At 67.6% G+C, this 17,700-nt stretch carries 17 protein-coding genes; 7 read left to right on the top strand and 10 right to left on the bottom strand.

Annotated features, from left to right (window positions below):
* Nucleotides 1–35: 35 nt before the first annotated feature.
* On the bottom strand, nucleotides 36–761 hold the full coding sequence (locus AC3FOF_RS27615) for a YebC/PmpR family DNA-binding transcriptional regulator (protein WP_017225600.1): 726 nt from the start codon (nucleotides 759–761) through the stop codon (nucleotides 36–38).
* Nucleotides 762–1,018: 257 nt separating this feature from the next.
* Between AC3FOF_RS27615 and AC3FOF_RS27610 the strand changes: the two genes are divergently transcribed.
* On the top strand, nucleotides 1,019–2,566 hold the full coding sequence (locus AC3FOF_RS27610) for a helicase HerA-like C-terminal domain-containing protein (protein ID WP_488728409.1): 1,548 nt from the start codon (nucleotides 1,019–1,021) through the stop codon (nucleotides 2,564–2,566).
* A 57-nt stretch (nucleotides 2,567–2,623) separates the two neighbouring features.
* Here AC3FOF_RS27610 and AC3FOF_RS27605 read toward each other — a convergent pair whose 3' ends face one another.
* From AC3FOF_RS27605 to AC3FOF_RS27595, 3 genes are all read right to left on the bottom strand, one after another.
* A complete protein-coding gene (locus AC3FOF_RS27605) occupies nucleotides 2,624–2,770 on the bottom strand; it encodes a DUF3149 domain-containing protein (protein WP_017224265.1) in 147 nt (48 codons plus the stop codon).
* A 162-nt stretch (nucleotides 2,771–2,932) separates the two neighbouring features.
* Nucleotides 2,933–3,583: a uracil phosphoribosyltransferase gene (gene upp, locus AC3FOF_RS27600; protein ID WP_017224264.1), complete on the bottom strand. Its 651-nt coding sequence runs from the start codon at nucleotides 3,581–3,583 to the stop codon at nucleotides 2,933–2,935.
* 147 nt (nucleotides 3,584–3,730) lie between these two features.
* Complete coding sequence (locus AC3FOF_RS27595) at nucleotides 3,731–4,693, bottom strand: Bug family tripartite tricarboxylate transporter substrate binding protein (protein ID WP_488728430.1); 963 nt, start codon at nucleotides 4,691–4,693, stop codon at nucleotides 3,731–3,733.
* Nucleotides 4,694–5,023: 330 nt separating this feature from the next.
* Here AC3FOF_RS27595 and AC3FOF_RS27590 point away from each other — a divergent pair, with 330 nt between their 5' ends.
* From AC3FOF_RS27590 to AC3FOF_RS27575, 4 genes are all read left to right on the top strand, one after another.
* Nucleotides 5,024–6,043, top strand: coding sequence for a DMT family transporter (locus AC3FOF_RS27590; protein ID WP_488728408.1), 1,020 nt, complete (start codon nucleotides 5,024–5,026; stop codon nucleotides 6,041–6,043).
* A gap of 45 nt (nucleotides 6,044–6,088) precedes the next feature.
* Nucleotides 6,089–6,877 carry an SDR family oxidoreductase gene (locus tag AC3FOF_RS27585; protein ID WP_017226138.1) on the top strand — a complete coding sequence of 263 codons (789 nt, stop codon included), beginning with the start codon at nucleotides 6,089–6,091 and terminating at the stop codon, nucleotides 6,875–6,877.
* A 104-nt stretch (nucleotides 6,878–6,981) separates the two neighbouring features.
* Nucleotides 6,982–7,383 carry a methylglyoxal synthase gene (locus tag AC3FOF_RS27580; RefSeq protein WP_035810213.1) on the top strand — a complete coding sequence of 134 codons (402 nt, stop codon included), beginning with the start codon at nucleotides 6,982–6,984 and terminating at the stop codon, nucleotides 7,381–7,383.
* A gap of 124 nt (nucleotides 7,384–7,507) precedes the next feature.
* The gene (locus tag AC3FOF_RS27575; protein WP_017226136.1) at nucleotides 7,508–8,482 is read left to right on the top strand and encodes a quinone oxidoreductase family protein; all 975 of its coding nucleotides are present in this window, start codon (nucleotides 7,508–7,510) and stop codon (nucleotides 8,480–8,482) included.
* 29 nt (nucleotides 8,483–8,511) lie between these two features.
* Here AC3FOF_RS27575 and AC3FOF_RS27570 read toward each other — a convergent pair whose 3' ends face one another.
* The 6 genes from AC3FOF_RS27570 to AC3FOF_RS27545 form a co-directional block, all read right to left on the bottom strand.
* Nucleotides 8,512–8,805, bottom strand: coding sequence for a YkvA family protein (locus tag AC3FOF_RS27570; RefSeq protein ID WP_488728407.1), 294 nt, complete (start codon nucleotides 8,803–8,805; stop codon nucleotides 8,512–8,514).
* Between the two features lie 228 nt (nucleotides 8,806–9,033).
* On the bottom strand, nucleotides 9,034–10,179 hold the full coding sequence (locus AC3FOF_RS27565) for a BMP family ABC transporter substrate-binding protein (RefSeq protein ID WP_017226109.1): 1,146 nt from the start codon (nucleotides 10,177–10,179) through the stop codon (nucleotides 9,034–9,036).
* A gap of 158 nt (nucleotides 10,180–10,337) precedes the next feature.
* A complete protein-coding gene (locus tag AC3FOF_RS27560) occupies nucleotides 10,338–11,258 on the bottom strand; it encodes an ABC transporter permease (protein ID WP_017226110.1) in 921 nt (306 codons plus the stop codon).
* Nucleotides 11,259–11,275: 17 nt separating this feature from the next.
* Entirely contained in the window at nucleotides 11,276–12,376 is a 1,101-nt protein-coding gene (locus AC3FOF_RS27555; protein WP_017226111.1) for an ABC transporter permease, read from the bottom strand.
* Nucleotides 12,369–13,958: an ABC transporter ATP-binding protein gene (locus tag AC3FOF_RS27550; RefSeq protein ID WP_488728406.1), complete on the bottom strand. Its 1,590-nt coding sequence runs from the start codon at nucleotides 13,956–13,958 to the stop codon at nucleotides 12,369–12,371. Before AC3FOF_RS27550 ends, AC3FOF_RS27555 begins: the two co-directional genes overlap by 8 nt.
* 412 nt (nucleotides 13,959–14,370) lie before the next feature.
* A complete protein-coding gene (locus AC3FOF_RS27545) occupies nucleotides 14,371–15,300 on the bottom strand; it encodes a pirin family protein (protein ID WP_276265030.1) in 930 nt (309 codons plus the stop codon).
* A 702-nt stretch (nucleotides 15,301–16,002) separates the two neighbouring features.
* On the opposite strand from AC3FOF_RS27545, the gene AC3FOF_RS27540 reads away from it, so the two are divergent.
* Together AC3FOF_RS27540 and AC3FOF_RS27535 are read left to right on the top strand one after the other, a co-directional pair.
* Entirely contained in the window at nucleotides 16,003–16,719 is a 717-nt protein-coding gene (locus AC3FOF_RS27540; protein ID WP_488728405.1) for an ABC transporter permease, read from the top strand.
* Nucleotides 16,720–16,808: 89 nt separating this feature from the next.
* On the top strand, nucleotides 16,809–17,693 hold the full coding sequence (locus AC3FOF_RS27535) for a glycine betaine ABC transporter substrate-binding protein (RefSeq protein WP_488728429.1): 885 nt from the start codon (nucleotides 16,809–16,811) through the stop codon (nucleotides 17,691–17,693).
* Nucleotides 17,694–17,700: the final 7 nt, after the last annotated feature.

The raw sequence follows: 17,700 nt of genomic DNA, 5'->3' as shown, positions 1-17,700 counted from the left end.
GCCGCCGTGAGGCGAGGTCTTACCCGATCCCCGCCTTACTCCTCGATCACCGCGTTGGTGAAGACTTCCTGCACGTCGTCCAGGTTCTCCAGGGCGTCGAGCAGCTTTTGCATCTTGACGGCGTCGTCGCCGGTGAAGCTGACTTCGTTCTGCGGCTTCATGGTGACGTCGGCCATCTCGGCCTTGAAGCCCGCGGCTTCCAGCGCGGCCTTGACCGTGGCGAAATCGTTGGGCGGGCACAGCACTTCGATCGAACCGTCGTCGTTGGTGACGACGTCGTCGGCGCCGGCTTCCAGCGCGGCTTCCATCAGCTTGTCCTCGGCGGTGCCGGGAGCGAACAGGAACTGGCCGCAATGGGTGAACATGAACGCCACCGAGCCTTCCGTGCCCATGTTGCCGCCGTTCTTGGAGAAGGCATGGCGCACTTCGGCCACGGTACGGGTGCGGTTGTCGGTCAGGCAGTCGACGATGATGGCCGCGCCGGCGAGGCCATAGCCCTCGTAGCGGATTTCTTCGTAGTTGGCGCCGTCCAGGCCACCCACGCCGCGCTGGATGGCGCGCTGGATGTTGTCCTTGGGCATGTTCGCGTCCATTGCCTTGTCCATGGACAGGCGCAGGCGCGGGTTGGAGTCGGGATCCGCGCCGCCGAGCTTGGCGGCGACGGTGATTTCCTTGATCAGGCGCGTCCAGACCTTGCCGCGCTTGGCGTCAGCGGCGGCTTTCTTGTGTTTGATATTGGCCCATTTTGAGTGACCGGCCATGATTCTCTCCGAAGCGGAAAACGTTTGACGCGCGCGCGTTGGCGGGAGCGCGCCGGCCTTGCCGGGCGAACGATGCAGGGTCGCCCGGCACGGCCGGATGATGTTGTGTGTCTGGGAGCCGGCCTGGGGGCTGGCTATAATCAGCCCGGTATTTTATCACGCGGCCCCGCCGCCGCTGGCACCCCCGATGCGGGGATGGCCAGGGGGCGGGGACGGTCGCGGCCACGCCGCTGCGCTGCCTGCCAACCAGAGAGATCATGGCCGAACCTATCATCATCGCCAAGAATGCCGCGCTGGAACTTGCCCTGCTGCCCGAGATGGGCAACCGGCACGGCCTGATCACCGGCGCCACCGGCACCGGCAAGACCGTGACGCTGCAAAGCCTGGCCCAGGGCTTCTCCCAGTTGGGGGTGCCGGTCTTCATGGCCGACGTCAAAGGTGACCTGACCGGCATATCCCAGCCGGGCAAGCTGTCCGACAAACTCAAGGCGCGCCTGGCTGACCTCGGCCTGCCCGAGCCGGTCTGGGGGGGCTGTCCCACCACGCTATGGGATGTGTTCGGGCAGAAGGGCCATCCGGTGCGCGCCACGGTCTCGCATATGGGGCCGCTGCTGCTGTCGCGCATGCTGGAGCTCAACGACACCCAGCAGGGCGTGCTCAACCTGGTGTTCCGCATTGCCGACGCCAACGGCCTGCTGCTGCTCGACGCCAAGGACCTGCGGGCCATGCTGCAGTACGTGGGCGACAACGCCGGCCAGTTCACCACCGAATACGGCAATATCTCGGCGGCCTCGATCGGCGCCATCCAGCGCGGCCTGATGTCGCTGGAGTCGCAAGGCGCCGACGTCTTCTTCGGCGAGCCCATGCTCAACCTGGACGACTTCATCCAGACCGAGAACGGGCGGGGCGTGGTCAATATCCTCGCCGCCGACAAGCTGCTGAATTCGCCCAAGCTCTACGCCACCTTCCTGCTGTGGCTGCTGTCGGAACTGTTCGAAAAGCTGCCCGAGGCGGGCGATCTCGACAAGCCCAAGCTGGTGTTTTTCTTCGACGAGGCGCACCTGCTGTTCAACGATGCGCCCAAGGCCCTGCTCGACAAGATCGAGCAGGTGGTGCGGCTGATCCGCTCCAAGGGCGTGGGCGTGTATTTCGTCACGCAGAATCCCGCGGATATCCCGGACACCGTGCTGGGCCAGCTTGGCAACCGCGTGCAGCATGCGCTGCGCGCTTTCACGCCGCGCGACCAGAAGGCGGTCAAGGTGGCGGCGACCACCATGCGCGCCAATCCCGGGCTGGATATCGAACAGGCCATCGGCGAGCTGGGCGTGGGCGAGGCCCTGGTGTCGCTGCTCGATGCCAAGGGCATTCCCGGCATCACGGAGCGCGCCTGGGTGCTGGCGCCCGGCAGCCGGATCGGCCCGATCACCGACGACGAGCGCAAGCAGTTGCTGGCCAGCTCGCTGGTGGCCGGCACCTATGAGCAGACCATCGATCGCGAGTCGGCTTACGAGAAGCTCAAGGGCAGCCCGGCCGCGCCGGCGCCCGGTTCCGCCCCCGCCACGCCGGCCGGCGGCGTGCCCACGGCCGGCCCGCCGGAGCAGGCGCCGGCACAGGGCGGCGGCTGGCTCGAGCAGGCCGGCGAGATCTTCGGCGGATTGACCCGGGGTACCGGCAAGACCGGTCGCGGCGACTCCATCCTGGAATCGATGGCCAAATCGGCTGCGCGTACGGTCGGCTCGCAAGTCGGGCGCGAACTGATCCGCGGCGTGCTGGGCAGCCTGCTGGGTTCCGGCAAGAAGAAGTAGGAGAAGCAGGCGGCAGCCCGGGCGGCGGTTGGCGCCGGCCGTCGCCGGGAACGGCTTTCAGCCGCGGCGCGCCGCTTCCGCGTCTTCCCGCATCTTGCGCAGGAACAGCCGGGTAAAGAAACAGCCCATGCCGATGATGAAGGCAATGACGCCGAGGCTCATCAGCCCGGTGCCGGTGGTGAACAGGATTTTCAAGGCTGCCATCTGGGTCTCCCTGGTCAGGCGTGGCACGCACGGATAGCGTGCCGTTGCCGCCAGTCTAGGCAGACCCCTTGCAGCGGGGATTGAGGCGGATCAAGCCGGGCGCATACAGTCCCGGCCACGCCCATTGCCGGGCGTGTTTCAGCGCCCGCTCCCGCGGGAACGTCAGTTCTTGGTGCCGAACAGGCGGTCGCCCGCGTCGCCCAGGCCGGGGATGATATAGGCGTGCTCGTCCAGGTGGCTGTCCAGCGACGCGACGAACAGCTTCACGTCGGGGTGCGCCTTCTGGAAGACCTCCACGCCTTCCGGCGCCGCCACCAGCGCGACGAAGGTGATCGCATCGTCCTTGACGCCGCGGCGCTTGAGCACATCCACCGCATGGGCGGCGGAGTAGCCGGTGGCGACCATCGGGTCGCACAGGATAAAGCTGCGGTCTTCCACGTCGGGCAGGCGCACCAGGTATTCCACCGGGCGGTGCTGGTCGTCGCGGTAGACGCCGATATGGCCGATGCGGGCCGAGGGAATCAGCTCGACCAGGCCGTCGCTCATGCCCACGCCGGCGCGCAGCACCGGCACGATGGTGAGCTTCTTGCCGGCGATGACGGGCGCGTCGATTTCCACCAGCGGCGTCTCGATGCGGCGCGTGGTGAGCGGCAGGTCGCGCGTGATTTCATAACCCATCAGCAGCGTGATCTCCCGCAGCAGCTCGCGGAACGTGCGCGTGGAGGTGTCCTTGTCGCGCATATGGGAGAGCTTGTGCTGGATCAGCGGGTGATCGAGGATGTACAGCTTTGGGAAACGCGGATCTTGCTTCATGGCGGGTAGGCGGCGGCTGGGGAGGGGAGGAGAGCGCGATGGCCCGTTGCAGCCGGATTGTAATGGATGCCGGCCCGCCCGCTGCCGGCGGTGCCCCGGTCCCCAAGGGGCGGGGGAACCGGCCGGACGCAGGCGGCGCGCTGGCGCTCAGTCCATCGAGATGCTGGCGCTCTTGGCTATCTTGCCGAACTTTTCGTACTCGGACAGCGTCAGCGATTGCAGGTCCGCCGCGCTCGACCCCTTGGGGCTGAAGCCGGCCTGGACCAGCTTGTCCCTGACGTCCGCCTTGCCCAGCGCCTCGACAAAGGCGGCATTGAGCGCGTGCACCACTGGCGCGGGCAGGCCGGCGGGGCCGTAGACGCCGAACCAGGGCTCGATCGCGTATCCCGGCAGGCCGGCTTCGGCCAGCGTCGGCACATTGGGCAAGGCCGGCGAGCGGCTCTTGCCGGCCACCGCCAGCGCGCGCAGCTTGCCGCCCTGGATATGCGGCAGCGAGGCCGGCAGGTTGTCGAACATCACCTGCACGTGGCCGCCCAGCATATCGTTGATGGCCGGGCTGCTGCCTTTGTATGGCACATGGGTCAGGCCAGCCTGCGTCATCTGCGAGAACATCGCACCCGCCAGGTGCATCGAGGTGCCGGTGCCCGCGGTGGCGTAGGTCAGGCTGGGGTGGGCCTTGGCATAGGCGATCAGTTCGGCCACGTTTTTCACCGGCAGGCCGTTGCTGACCTCCAGGACGATGGTCGAGGTGCCAAGCAGGCTGACGGCGGTGAAATCCTTGCGCGGGTCGAATGGCACATGCTTGTAGATGTGCGGGTTGAGCGCATTGGTCGAGATCGCGCCGAAGCCGATGGTGTAGCCGTCCGGCGCGGCCTTGGACACGGCCTCCATGCCAATATTGCCGCCCGCGCCGGGGCGGTTTTCCACCACCACGGGCTGGCCCAGTTTCTCGGCGACTTTCTGGCCCACCGTGCGCGCCACCAGGTCGGTGGTGCCGCCGGCGGCGTAAGGCACGATGAAGCGGATCGGCTTGACGGGGTAGTCGGCCGCGCGGGCGCCGGCAGGCAGCCAGCCTGCCGCCAGCGCGGCGACCGCGGCCGCGGCGGCCATCAGCGGATGGCTGTGGCGCGCGCCGCGGGCTAGCGGGGTTTGACGCTGGCCGTTGGGGCGGGTGCCGGAGACCGGCGTGTGCGAGGAAAGAAGGAAAAGCTGAACTGCCGTCATAAATGCTCCCGGTTTTTCTTATGGGGCGCGTGCGGAACGCGCCGACCGGCGAGCTTACGGCAGTTTGCGAATGCCTGCCAGGTTGCGCGGATACGCACGGCGCCGGGGCATCGGGCGGGCGCCGGTGCAGTTGCCTCTTTTCGCATACAATGGCTCGCGTCTTCAGCGGTCCGTCCCGCGTCCAGCGGCGCGCGGCCTCCCTATCCGGTTTTCCCCGTGTCCGCATCCCAGCTCTCCAGCACCGTGTTTCCCGCCCAGCCGGCATCGCAGCGAGCCGGCCTTGCCGTGGCCGCCGTCGGCGCCATCCTTTTTTCCGGCAAGGCCATCGTCGCCAAGCTGATGTACCGCTACCAGGTCGACGCGGTCATGGTCATCAGCCTGCGCATGCTGTTCGCCGCGCCGCTGTTCATGGCGATCGGGTGGTGGCAGTCGCGCCGGCTGCCGGCGCTGTCCTGGGCCGACCGGGGCCGCATCGTCTTTCTCGGCGTCATCGGCTACTACCTGTCGAGCTTCCTCGACTTCCTCGGGCTGCAATACATCACCGCCGGGCTCGAGCGGCTGATCCTGTTCCTGACGCCGTCCTTCGTGCTGCTGGCCAGCGCCGTGCTGTTCAAGCGCGGCATCGGCCGCCGGCAATGGTTGTCGCTGCTGCTCGCCTATATAGGCATCGTGCTGGTTTTCGCGCATGATCTCGACGTGAGCGGCAGCCAGGTCTGGCTGGGCGCCGCGCTGGTGCTGGGCAGCGCACTCACCTACGGCATCTACCTGATCGCCTCGGGCGAGCTGGTGCAGCGCATCGGTTCGCTGCGCCTGGTGGCGTATGCGATGTGCGTTTCCACGGCCTGTTGCGCGGTGCAGTACCTGGTGCTGCGGCGGCCGCTGGCCGAGCTGTTGCAGCCGGCTCCGGTGATGTGGCTGTCGCTGGTCAACTCGGTGTTCTGCACGGTGCTGCCGGTATCGCTGACCATGGTGGCGGTGGCGCGCATCGGCGCGCCGATGGCGTCGCAGGCGGGCATGCTCGGGCCGGTGTCGACCTTGTTCCTCGGCTTCTGGTTGCTGGGCGAGCCGATCACCGGCGTGCAGCTCGCCGGCAGCGTGCTGGTGATGGGCGGGATATATTTGCTGTCGGCGCGGCCGGGGGGCTTAGGGCGCATCGGACGCATCGGACGCATCGGACGCATCGGTGGTATCGGTGCCAGCCGGCACGGCGGCCAAGGCGAGGCACGGGCAGAATAACGAGCAGGCGGGTGGCCGCCTCGATGACACAAAGGAGTAACTGAGATGGATCTAGGATTGCGCGGCAAGCATGCGCTGGTGTGCGGCGCCAGCAAGGGTCTCGGTTTTGCCTGCGCCGACGCGCTGGCCGCCGAAGGCGTGGACGTGGTGATCGTGGCGCGCGGCGCCGAGGCGCTGGAGAAAGCGGCGGCGGACCTGCGCGCGCGCCACGGCCGGCGCGTGGTGGCGGTGGCCACCGACATCACCACCCCGGAGGGGCGCAAGCTGGCGCTGGATGCCGTTGCCAAGCTGGGCAGCCTGGACATCCTGGTCAACAATGCCGGCGGCCCGCCCCCCGGCAATTTCCGCGACTGGGACCGCGATGCCTGGCTGGCCGCGATCGACGCCAATATGCTGACGCCGATCGAGCTGATCAAGGCCACCGTGGACGGCATGATCGCGCGCAAATGGGGCCGCATCATCAACATCACCAGCGGCGCCGTGAAGGCGCCGATCGACGTGCTCGGCCTGTCCAACGGCGCCCGCTCGGGCCTGACCGGCTTCGTCGCCGGCCTGGCGCGCGAAGTCGCGCAGCATGGCGTGACCGTCAACAACCTGCTGCCCGGCCCGTTCAACACCGATCGCCTCTACAAGACCATGGAAGGCGGCGCCAAGAAGGCGGGCCTGTCCGTTGCGGAGGTCGCCGAGCGCCGCGCCGCGCAGAACCCGAGCCGCCGCTTCGGCGAGCCGGCCGAGTTCGGTGCCACCTGCGCTTTCCTGTGCAGCCGCCAGGCGGCCTATATGACCGGGCAGAATGTGCTGCTCGACGGCGGCGCCTACCCGGGCACGTTCTAAGCGGTTGCCTCGATACTGCCCGGTGTGGCGGCGTCGCTGCCGACCGGGTGTTTTCCGCCGGGCCTTGCCGGCCCGGTCTTTGCTGATTGGCCAGGATGATGCCGATGACTCCCCCCCGTATCGCGCTGATCGCGCACGACCACAAGAAAGACGACATCGTTGCCTTTGCCGGCCGTCATCGCGATTTTCTTTCCCGCTGCGAGTTGCTGGCGACCGGCACCACAGGCGGCCGCCTGAGCGACGAGATCGGCCTGACGGTGACACGCATGCTGTCCGGCCCCTGGGGCGGCGACCTGCAGATCGGCGCGCAACTGGCCGAGGGCCGCGTGGGCGTGGTGATCTTCCTGCGCGACCCCATGACGCCGCAGCCGCACGAACCCGACATCAATGCGCTGGTGCGCGCCTGCGACGTGCACAACGTACCCTGCGCCACCAATGTGGCGACCGCCGATCTGCTGATTGCCGAGCTGCGGCGCCTGTATCCGGAACCGGGCGCTTCGGCCTGAGTTCCCGCACGCAGTCCGCGCATTGCACATCGATGCGCCCGCGGGCATTCACGGTGCCGGTGGCATCGACGTCATCGACGGCATCGATAGCCATCCACCAAAACCAGGATAAATGGAGCGACACATGAGCAAGGCTATCCGTATTTTCGAGACCGGCGGTCCCGAGGTGATGCAGTGGATCGATGTCGAGGTCGGCGATCCCGGCCCCGGCGAAGTCCGCGTGCGGCACGAAGCGGTCGGTCTCAACTACATCGACGTCTATTTCCGCACCGGACTGTACAAGCAGCAGCTCCCGGCCGGCCTTGGCATGGAAGGCGCCGGCGTGGTGGAGGCGGTGGGTGATGGCGTGCCGCACCTGAACGTGGGCGACCGCGTGGCCTATGCCGGCCGTCCCACGGGCGCTTACGCCCAGGTGCGGGTGATGCCGGCGGATATCGTGGTGCGCCTGCCGGATGCCATTTCGTTCGAGCAGGGCGCGGCCATGATGCTGCAAGGCCTGACCACGCAATACCTGGTGCGCGACAGCTACCGCGTGCAAGCCGGCGACACCGTGCTGCTGCACGCCGCCGCGGGCGGGGTTGGCCTGATCGCCAGCCAGTGGCTCAAGGCGCTGGGCGCGACCGTGATCGGCACCGCCGGCAGTGATGAAAAAGCCGCGCTGGCGCGGGCGCACGGCTGCGATCACACCATCGTCTACACCCGCGAATCCTTTGTCGACAAGGTCAAGGAAATCACCGGCGGCAAGGGTGTCGCAGCCGTCTACGACTCGGTGGGCAAGGACACATTCAATGGCTCGCTGGACTGCCTGGCGCCGCGCGGCACCATGGTGGTGTTTGGCAATGCGTCGGGTCCGGTGCCGCCGTTCGATCTTTCCGTGCTGGGCAACAAGGGCTCGCTGCGTATCACGCGGCCGACGCTGATGACCTATGTGGTGCATCGCGAACTGCTTGAGCCGATGGCGGCCGAGCTGTTCGAGATGGTCACCAGCGGCCGGGTCAAGGTCGAGGTCCGCCAACGCTACGCGCTGGCGGATGTGGCGCAGGCGCATCGCGACCTGGAAGGCCGCAAGACCACCGGTACCACTATCCTGCTGCCCTGAGCGGCAGCCGGTGCGAGCCTAGCCGGCGGCTAGCGCGCCCGCACCGTCCGGGCGCCCGCGCGCGCCTCGGCCTGCCGCAGCACGTGCGGCGGCAGGCATTTCAGGATGAAGTGCACCGCCAGCGGGATCAGCACCACGTCGTCCATGAGCCCCAGCACGGGGATGAAGTCGGGAATCAGGTCGATGGGCGAGATGGCATAGAGCACCAGGCCAAACGTGGCCGGCCGCAGCCAGCGCGGGGCGTCGGGGTGGCGCAGCGCGAACCACAGCAGGCGGCCGTCGCGCCGCACCAGTGTCCACAGTGCCGAAAATCGTTTCCACATGAGAGGCCTCCTTCACTTGGCATGCGCGGCGTGGCCCGTTCGGCCACTTGCAGATAGCTTGGGCCAAACCACGGCGCTTCAAGTTCCGTGCTGGCGCTTCAGGAGAGACGGGGGAACAGCCAGGAGGGGGCTGGGGGGACGGGCGGCGGGGCGTGGCAACCCCACCGCCTTGCCGGCATGTCCGCGCTGGCGGGCATGCCGGGTATAACGCAGAGTGCAGTCCGGCGCTCAGCCCGGGATCTTGCCTTCCACGCCTTCCACGTAGAACTTGATGCCGTGCAGGAAGCCGTCGTCGGCCACCTGGTCCTTGGCCAGCTGCTCCTTGCCGGTATTGTCCTTGAGCGGACCCTTCCAGATCGGCGCGGAACCGTCGACCACGCCCTTCTTGCGCTCTTCCACCAGGGCCTTCACGTCATCCGGCACCACGGCGTTGAAGCCCTTCAGGTCGATCATGCCCTCCTTCAGGCCCCACCAGGTGGTGCTGTTCTTCCACTGGTTGGCGAGCACGTCGCCCACCACCTTGTTGTAATAGACGCCCCACGAGATCACCGAGGCGGCCAGGTGGGCCTTCTCGCCGAACTTGCTCATGTCGCTGTCCCAGCCGAAGGCATACACGCCCTTTTCCTGCGCGGTCTGCACCACGGCGGCGGAGTCGGTGTTCTGCATCAGCATGTCGACGCCCTGGCCGATCAGCGTGGTGGCGGCTTCGCGCTCCTTGCCCGGATCGAACCACTTGTTCACCCACACCACCTTGACGGTGGCCTTGGGATTCACGGTGCGCGCCCCCAGGGTGAACGAGTCGATATTGCGGATCACCTCGGGGATGGGCACCGATGCCACCACGCCCATCTTGCCGGTCTTGCTCATCTTGCCGGCGACCACGCCGGCCAGGTAAGCGCCTTCGTAGGTGCGCACGTCGTACTGCGCCAGGTTCTCGGCGGTCTTGAAGCCGGTGGCATGCTCGAACTTCACGTCCGGGAATTCCTTGGCCACCTTGAGCATCGATTCCATATAGCCGAAGGTGGTGCCGAAGATGAGCTTGTTGCCTTGCGCGGCCAGGTCGCGGAATACGCGTTCGGCATCGGCGGCGGATTCGGGCACGTTCTCGACGAAGGTGGTCTTCACCTTGTCGCCGTACTTCTCTTCCACGGCCTTGCGCCCGGCGTCATGGGCATAGGTCCAGCCGGCGTCGCCGACCGGTCCGATGTAGACGAAGGCGACCTTGAGCGGTTCTGCCTTCTGCTCCGCGGCGGGTGCCGAAGCGGGGGCGGCGCTTTCGGCCGGTTTTTCGGCTTCCTTCTTGCCGCAGCCCGCGAGAGCCAGCACGGCGGTGGCGGCAAGTGCCGCCAGGGTTTTCCTGCGCGTGACGATCATGATTTCTCCTTGTAATGATCTGGGTACTGATTTCTTGACTAAGGTTGCAGCCGTGGCTCTGAATCGAGGGCTTTGAGTTCGAAGTCTCTGGCGGACTTCTGAAAAACAGGGGCTGCCGCGCGGCCCGGCATGGTGTCCGGCGCGCGGCAACGGCATGGTCAGGCGACGCCCGGACGGAAGGGCTTGCCCAGCGAGGCCGGCATGTTCAGGCGTATCCAGGCCGGATTGCGCGAGATCAGCGCCAGTACCACGATGGTGGCCGCATAGGGCAGCATCGAGAGGATCTGCGACGGCATGGAGACGCCAATCCCCTGCAGGTAGAACTGCAGGATGGTGACGCCGCCGAACAGCCATGCGCCGGCCAGCACGCGTCCCGGCCGCCAGGTGGCGAAGGTGGTCAGCGCCAGCGCGATCCAGCCGCGACCGGCCACCAGGTTCTCCACCCACATCGGCGTGTACACCAGCGACAGGTAGGCGCCGGCCAACCCACAGCAGGCGCCGCCGAACAACAGCGCGCCGAAGCGGATCAGGCGTACCGGATAGCCCAGCGCATGCGCGGATTCCGGCGATTCGCCGACCGCGCGCAGCGTCAGCCCGGCGCGCGTGCGGAACAGGAACCACATGATGGCGCCGCACAGGAACAGGCTGAAATACACCATCCAGTGCTGCTGGAAGAAGGCCGGCCCGAAGAAGGGAATATCGGCCAGCCAGGGAATCGACCTGGCCTGCGACGGCATGGCGAAACCGACGAAGCGCTGGCCCATGAAGGCCGACAGCCCGGTGCCGAAGATCGACAGCGCCAGGCCGGTGGCCACCTGGTTGGTCGCCAGCACCAGCGCCAGCCACGAGAACAGCGTGGCCATCAGCATGCCGGCCAGCGCGCCGGCGGCGAAGCCGAGCATGGGCGACTGCGTCTGGTAGCCGACCATGAAGCCGAACGCGGCGGCCACCAGCATCATGCCTTCGGCGCCGAGGTTGAGCACGCCCGAGCGTTCGTTGATAAGCAGGCCGAGCGCGGCCAGCAGCAGCGGCGTACCGGCGTTGATCGCGGTGGCGATAAGAGGGGCGAATTGATCCATGTCTTGTGGGCTCTCGCTCAGGCGGCCTTGGCGCGCCAGCGCAGGCGGTTGTCGATCAGCGTATCGCTGGCCAGCAGGAAGAACAGCAGCATGCCCTGGAACACCGAGCCGATCGCCGATGGCAGGCCCAGGCGCGACTGGGCCATTTCGCCGCCGATATAGAACAGCGACATGACGATGCCGCCGAACACGGTGCCCACCGGATGCAGGCGCCCGACGAAGGCCACGATGATGGCGGTGAAGCCGTAGCCGGGCGAGATCGACGGCAGCAGCTGGCCGATCGGGCCGGTCACCTCGAAGGCGCCCGCCAGGCCGGCGGTGCCGCCCGAGATCATCAGCGCGCTCCACAGCGAACGGCGCGCCGAGAAGCCCGCATAGCGCGCCGCCGCCGGCGCGGTGCCGCCCACCTGCAGGCGATAGCCCGCGAAGCTGCGGAAGATGAAGACGGTCATCAGCACCACCAGCACCAGCATTACCGCAAAGCCCGCGTGCAGGCGCGAGCCCGACAGCAGGTTGGGCAGCAGGAACTCGGAGGAGAACACCTTGGACTGCGGGAAGTTCATGCCGTTGGGATCCTTCAGCGGACCGTTGACCACATACAGCATCAACTGCTGCGCGATATAGGTCAGCATCAGCGACACCAGGATCTCGTTGGCGTTGAACTTGTCCTTGAGCGCGGCGGTGAGCGAGGCCCAGAACATGCCGCCGATCACGCCGGCCAGCGATGCCAGCACCAGCACCACGGTACCGTTGACACCATTGCCGGGCACGTCGAAGTACAGCACGGTGGCACCGGCGAAGATGCCGCCGAGGATCAACTGGCCATCGGCGCCGATGTTCCAGATATTGGCGCGGTAGCACACCGACAGGCCGAGCGCGCACAGCACCAGCGGCACGGTTTTGAGCAGCACCTCGCCGATGGCGCGGCGGTCCTTGAGCGGATCGACCAGGAAGACCTTGAGCGCGGCCATCGGGTCCTTGCCTAGCAGCAGGAAGAGCAGGGCGCCGAAGGCCAGCGTCAGCGCGAGCGCGATGAAGGGCGAAGCATAGGCCATGCGGCGCGAGGGCAGGCCGCGCGGCGCCAGCGAGACGGGAGAGCGGGACAGGAAATCAGCCATGGAGGACGGCCTCCTGTTGCTCGCGCCGGCCGCCGGGCCCGCCTTCCCACAAACCGCTCATCCACAGGCCGACCTGCTCGCGCGTGGCGTCCTGGGTGGGGATCGACGGCGACAGCCGGCCCTTGGCGATCACATGCAGGCGATCGCAGATGGCGAACAGCTCGTCCAGTTCCTCGGACACCACCAGCAAGGCGCAGCCGGTGGCCTTGAGCGCCAGCAGCTCGTTGTGGATCTGCGCTGCGGCGCCGACGTCAACGCCCCAGGTGGGCTGGGCCACGATCAGCACCTTCGGGCCGCTTTCGATCTCGCGGCCGACGATGAATTTCTGCAGGTTGCCGCCCGACAGGCTCTTGGCCAGCGCTTCGGGTCCGCTTGCCTTCACGCGGAAGCGGCCGATGATGGCCTGCGCCAGTCCCGCCGCCGCCTTGGGCGCAATCATGCCGCGCCGCACATAGGGTGCGGACTGGTGCGAGAGCATGATGTTCGCGGCCAGGCTCATGGCCGGCACGGCGCCACGGCCGAGGCGTTCCTCGGGCACGAAGGCCAGGCCGGCGCGGCGCCGCTGGCGCGCGTCGAGCTTGCCGACTGGCTTGCCGTCCAGCGTGACGGCATTGCGTTCGGCGCGCACGTCTTCGCCCGACAGCGCGGCCAGCAATTCCTGCTGCCCGTTGCCGGACACGCCGGCAATGCCGACGATCTCGCCCGCGCGCAGGTCCAGCGAGATGCCGGCCAGTTCTGTTGCGAACGCATGCGCGCGCGGCAGCGAGAGTTCGCGCACGGCCAGGCGGCAGGCACCGGGCTCGGTCTGCACGCGCGTCTCGCGCGGCGGCTCGCCGCCGATCATCAGGCGCGACAGCGAGGCCGCGCTCTCCTGGCGTGGATCGCACACGCCGGTGACGCGGCCCATGCGCATCACGGTGGCGCTGTGGCAAAGCTCGCGGATCTCGTCGAGCTTGTGGCTGATGTAGAGGATGCTGGTGCCCTCCGCGGCGAGCTGGCGCAGCGTGACGAAGAGCGTCTGCACGGCCTGCGGCGTCAGCACGGAGGTGGGCTCGTCCAGGATCAGCAATTGCGGACCGGCCAGCAGCGCGCGCACGATCTCCACGCGCTGGCGCTCGCCCACCGACAAGGTGTGCACATGCCGGTTCGGCTCGAGGGGCAGGCCGTAGCGCTGTGCCGTCTCGCGGATCTGCTCGGCCAGCTGCTTCATATTGGTGCCGGCATGCGGGCTGCCGCCGGCGCCCTTGTGTTGCCGCGGCAGGCCCAGGGCGATGTTCTCGGTGACGGTCAGCGTATCGAACAGCGAGAAATGCTGGAATACCATGGCGATGCCCAGGTTGCGGGCATCGTGCGGGTTGTGGATGGCGGCGTGCGCACCGTTGAAGTGCATCTCGCCGGCGTCCGGCTTGACCGCGCCGAAGATGATCTTCATCAGGGTGGACTTGCCGGCGCCGTTCTCGCCGAGTACGGCATGGATCTCGCCGGGCGCGACGACCAGGGAAACGTCGTCGTTGGCGGTGACGCCGGGGTAGCGCTTGCTGATATGCGCAAGCGCCAGCCGTGGGGTTGTGCTTAAGGTCACTGAGGCGGCTCGAGTTGTTATGGCAGCAACGTGGATCGATGTTCGTATGGCGGCAGCACTGCCTGCAGTGCGTGGGGCAGCATCGCCGTTTCGCATTGCAGCATCCATCATGGGTTCGTGATGCCGTTTATTAACGCAGGATTATATAAGTGCGCGGGGTTCGGACCACCCGGAAAGGACGGTTTTGGCGGCCCCGCAACGGATACAGGCAGGTTGCAAGTCGCATGCCGGGCACATGGCGGGCACATGGCGGGCACATGGCGGGCTCTGGCGAGCGGGAGGGCGGCCGGCTCGCCCGTGGCCAGCGCGGGAGGTGGGGAGATAGGGATAAAGGAGAGAAATCCAGTGGGCAGGGCGCCCACCGGATATGAGGCCGGGGAGGCGCGATGCCACCCCGGCGATGGCCGGCGCGTCAGGCGCCCTGGCTCACCGCGATCTGGTTGAAGCGGCCTTCGCGGAAATCGGCCAGCGTCTGGTAGATCTGCTCCTGTGTGTTCATCACGAACGGCCCATATTGCACGATCGGCTCGCCCAGCGGCCGCCCCGCGATCAGCAGGAAGCGCGCATCGGCATTGGCGGTGACGTTCACGCCGTCGGCACCCGCCGCATTGTCCAGCACCCCCATGCGCTGTGCTTCCAGCACCGCCGCGTTATCGCCCGTGCCCACCGCGATCTCGCCGCGATAGGCGTACAGGAAGGCATTGTGCCCGGCCGGCAGCGCCTGCGAGAAGCTTTGCCCCGCCGGCAGCGTCACGTCCAGGTACAGCGGCTCCGTGACCGGACGTGTCACCGCGCCGGCCACGCCATGCGAGGCGCCTGCCAGCACGCGCACCGTCGCGCCGTTCGGCAGCGCCACGGTGGGCACGGCGGCAGCCGGCAGGTCGCGGTACCACGGCGCCGTCATCTTGTCCGCGGCGGGCAGGTTCAGCCACAGCTGGAAGCCTTCCATGCGGCCGTCTTCCTGCTCGGGCATCTCCGAGTGCACCACACCGGCGCCGGCCACCATCCACTGGGCACCGCCGTTTTCCAGCAGGCCCTCGTTGCCGGCGCTGTCGCGATGGCGCATGCGGCCGGCCAGCATATAGGTGATGGTTTCGAAACCGCGGTGCGGGTGATCGGGGAAGCCGCCGATATAGTCGTCGCGGCTGTCGGTGCCGAAGGCGTCCAGCATCAGGAACGGGTCCAGCCGGCGCTGCAGGTTCTGCGTCAGCACGCGGGTCAGCTTGACACCCGCGCCGTCCGAGGTGGCGATACCGCGCACCACGCGGTCGATCGCGCGCGAGCGCTGCACGGTCTCCACTGCGGTGGCCGGGACGATGGGGGCGGTAGTGCGTTGTTCCATGATCGATCTCCTGTTGGCCGGGCAGCGGCCCGGCGTTGGCGAGGGTGGCGGCAATGGCACGCGACCCGTTGGCTACCCTCCCAATTTAAGGGTTTGCGGCAAATCCGGTAGAGGGCGGCCGGGCAACAGATTGTTCTGCCGGTGGCACGCTCGCCATGCTCGGATGCAACGTTTCTGGAACAGCGCGGGCCGCGCCGGGATGGCCGACGAAGCGCGCCAGATGCCGGTGAAAAGTGGCGTGAAAGCGCGATACTGACAAGATCGATGGAAATGGGTATAATACGGCTCTCGTTGTCATCCGATGCTGCGTAATCATATCGGGTTGCCAAGGGTGCGGACCGCGCGTTTTTGTGGTGCCGGTCGTTCCCTTCCCTCCCTGCGCAGCACCGGCCGATTGATCCGGCGGCGCGTCGGAACCATCAAATTTGCGCTGCCACTGGCCTCCCGTTTCTGCGTCTTCGCAGCGGGTTGCGCCGCTCCAGGGACCCCCGCCTTCATCGGCATGGTGTCCCGTCAATTGGGTTTCCGCCCCCAGGGCGTGGAACCCGGCGCCCGTCCACCGGCTCATCTGCCGGTCATGGCGGGCAAGGCAATCTAGTCTGGGCCGGCGGCCCCCATTGCATCCGCCCGCGCCCATCTTGTCGTCCGTCGATCCGGATGTGGCTGCTCGCGCCCACATGCGGCGCGCGGAGAGAGGGGAATATGTCCAAGCAATCCGTCCAGGCGCTGGCCTGGGGATGTCTCACGCTCGTCGCGCTGGCCGGTCTGGTCGCGTGGATCGGCGTGGACGTCATCCGGCAGTATCAAGACCGCCTGTGGTACGACGTGGCCGATCACCTGCGCCTGGTGGCGTGGTCGATGGGCCTGGCCCTGGCCACTGGCATTCCGGCCGGCGTGGCCCTGAGCCGGCCCTGCATGCGCCGCTGGGCCGACCGCCTGATGCAGGTCTTCAATATCGGCAACACGGTGCCGTCGCTGGCGGTGCTGGCCCTGGCCCTGGCGGTGCTCGGCATCGGCGAGCGGCCGGCCATCCTGGCGCTGTGGCTGGCCTCGCTGCTGCCGATCGTGCGCAATACCTGCGAGGGCCTGCTGGGCGTGTCCCCGGCCCTGACCGAAGCCGCCCGCGGCCTTGGCATGACGGCGCGCCAGCGCCTGTTCCAGGTCGAGCTGCCCAATGCCTTGCCGGTGATCCTGGCGGGGGTGCGCATCAGCCTGGTGATCAACGTCGGCACGGTGCCGCTGTCGTTCCTGATCGGCGCCAATAGCCTGGGCGAACTGATCTTCCCCGGCATCTACCTGAACAACCAGCCCCTGCTGCTGCTGGGCGCCGCGGCCACCGCGCTGCTGGCCCTGGGCCTGGACGGCCTGTTCGCCGCCGCCGGCTATTGCTACCTGCGCAGCCGCGGCCTGGCGCGCTGATGCGCGTACCGACCATGAAGGAGAACCCGATGCATTTCATCACAAGCGCGCTGGCCGGCGCGGCCCGCGTGGCGCGTGGCCAGGCCCGCATGCTGGCGAGTCTCGCCGTGCTGGCCGCGGTGGCGGCGCTGGCGCTGCCGGCGCACGCCGACCCCATCCGCGTGGGCGGCAAGAATTTCACCGAGCAACTGATCCTGTCCTCGATGACCACGCAGTACCTGGAGGCCAAGGGCCTTGCCGCCGAGCTGACCTCGGGCCTGGGCAGCACGCTGATGCGCCAGGCCATGGAGAGCGGACAGCTCGACGTGGTGTGGGACTACACCGGCACCGCCCTGATCGTATTCAACAAGGTCGAGGAAAAGCTCGCAGCGCAGGAAAGCTACGAGCGCGTCAAGGCGCTCGATGCGGCGCGCGGCCTGATGTGGCTGGATGCCTCCGGCATCAACAACACCTATGCGCTGGCGATGCCGCGCAAGCGCGCCGAGGCTGCCGGCGTGACCACGCTGTCGGCCTTCGCGGAGAAGATGCGGGCGGCCGGGGAGGGCACCGCGCATCCGTTCGCCGTCGATATGGAATTCGCCGCGCGCCCCGACGGGCTGGAGCCGCTGAAGACGCTCTACAAGCTGCCGTTCGCGCGGCGCGACGTGATCCAGCTCGATCCCGGGCTGGTCTATACGGCACTGAAGAACGACCAGGTCGAGCTTGGCCTGGTCTACACCACCGATGGCCGCGTCAAGGGCTTCGATCTGGTGCTGCTGGAGGACGACCAGCATTTCTTCCCGGCGTACAACGCCGTGCCCGTCGTGCGCAAGGCGACGCTGGAACAGCATCCGGAACTCGCCGGTCTGCTCAACGCGCTGTCGGCAAAGCTGGATAACGAGGCCATGACCGAGATGAACTACCGGGTCGATATCGGCCAGCAGCCGGCCGACAAGGTGGCGCAGGAATTCCTGCGCAGCCACGGCCTGATCTGAGAGGGGA

Source organism: Cupriavidus sp. 96C5-1 (assembly GCF_057798855.1).
Note: the sequence above shows the minus strand (reverse complement) of the source record. Positions and strands in the feature narration are given on the sequence as shown.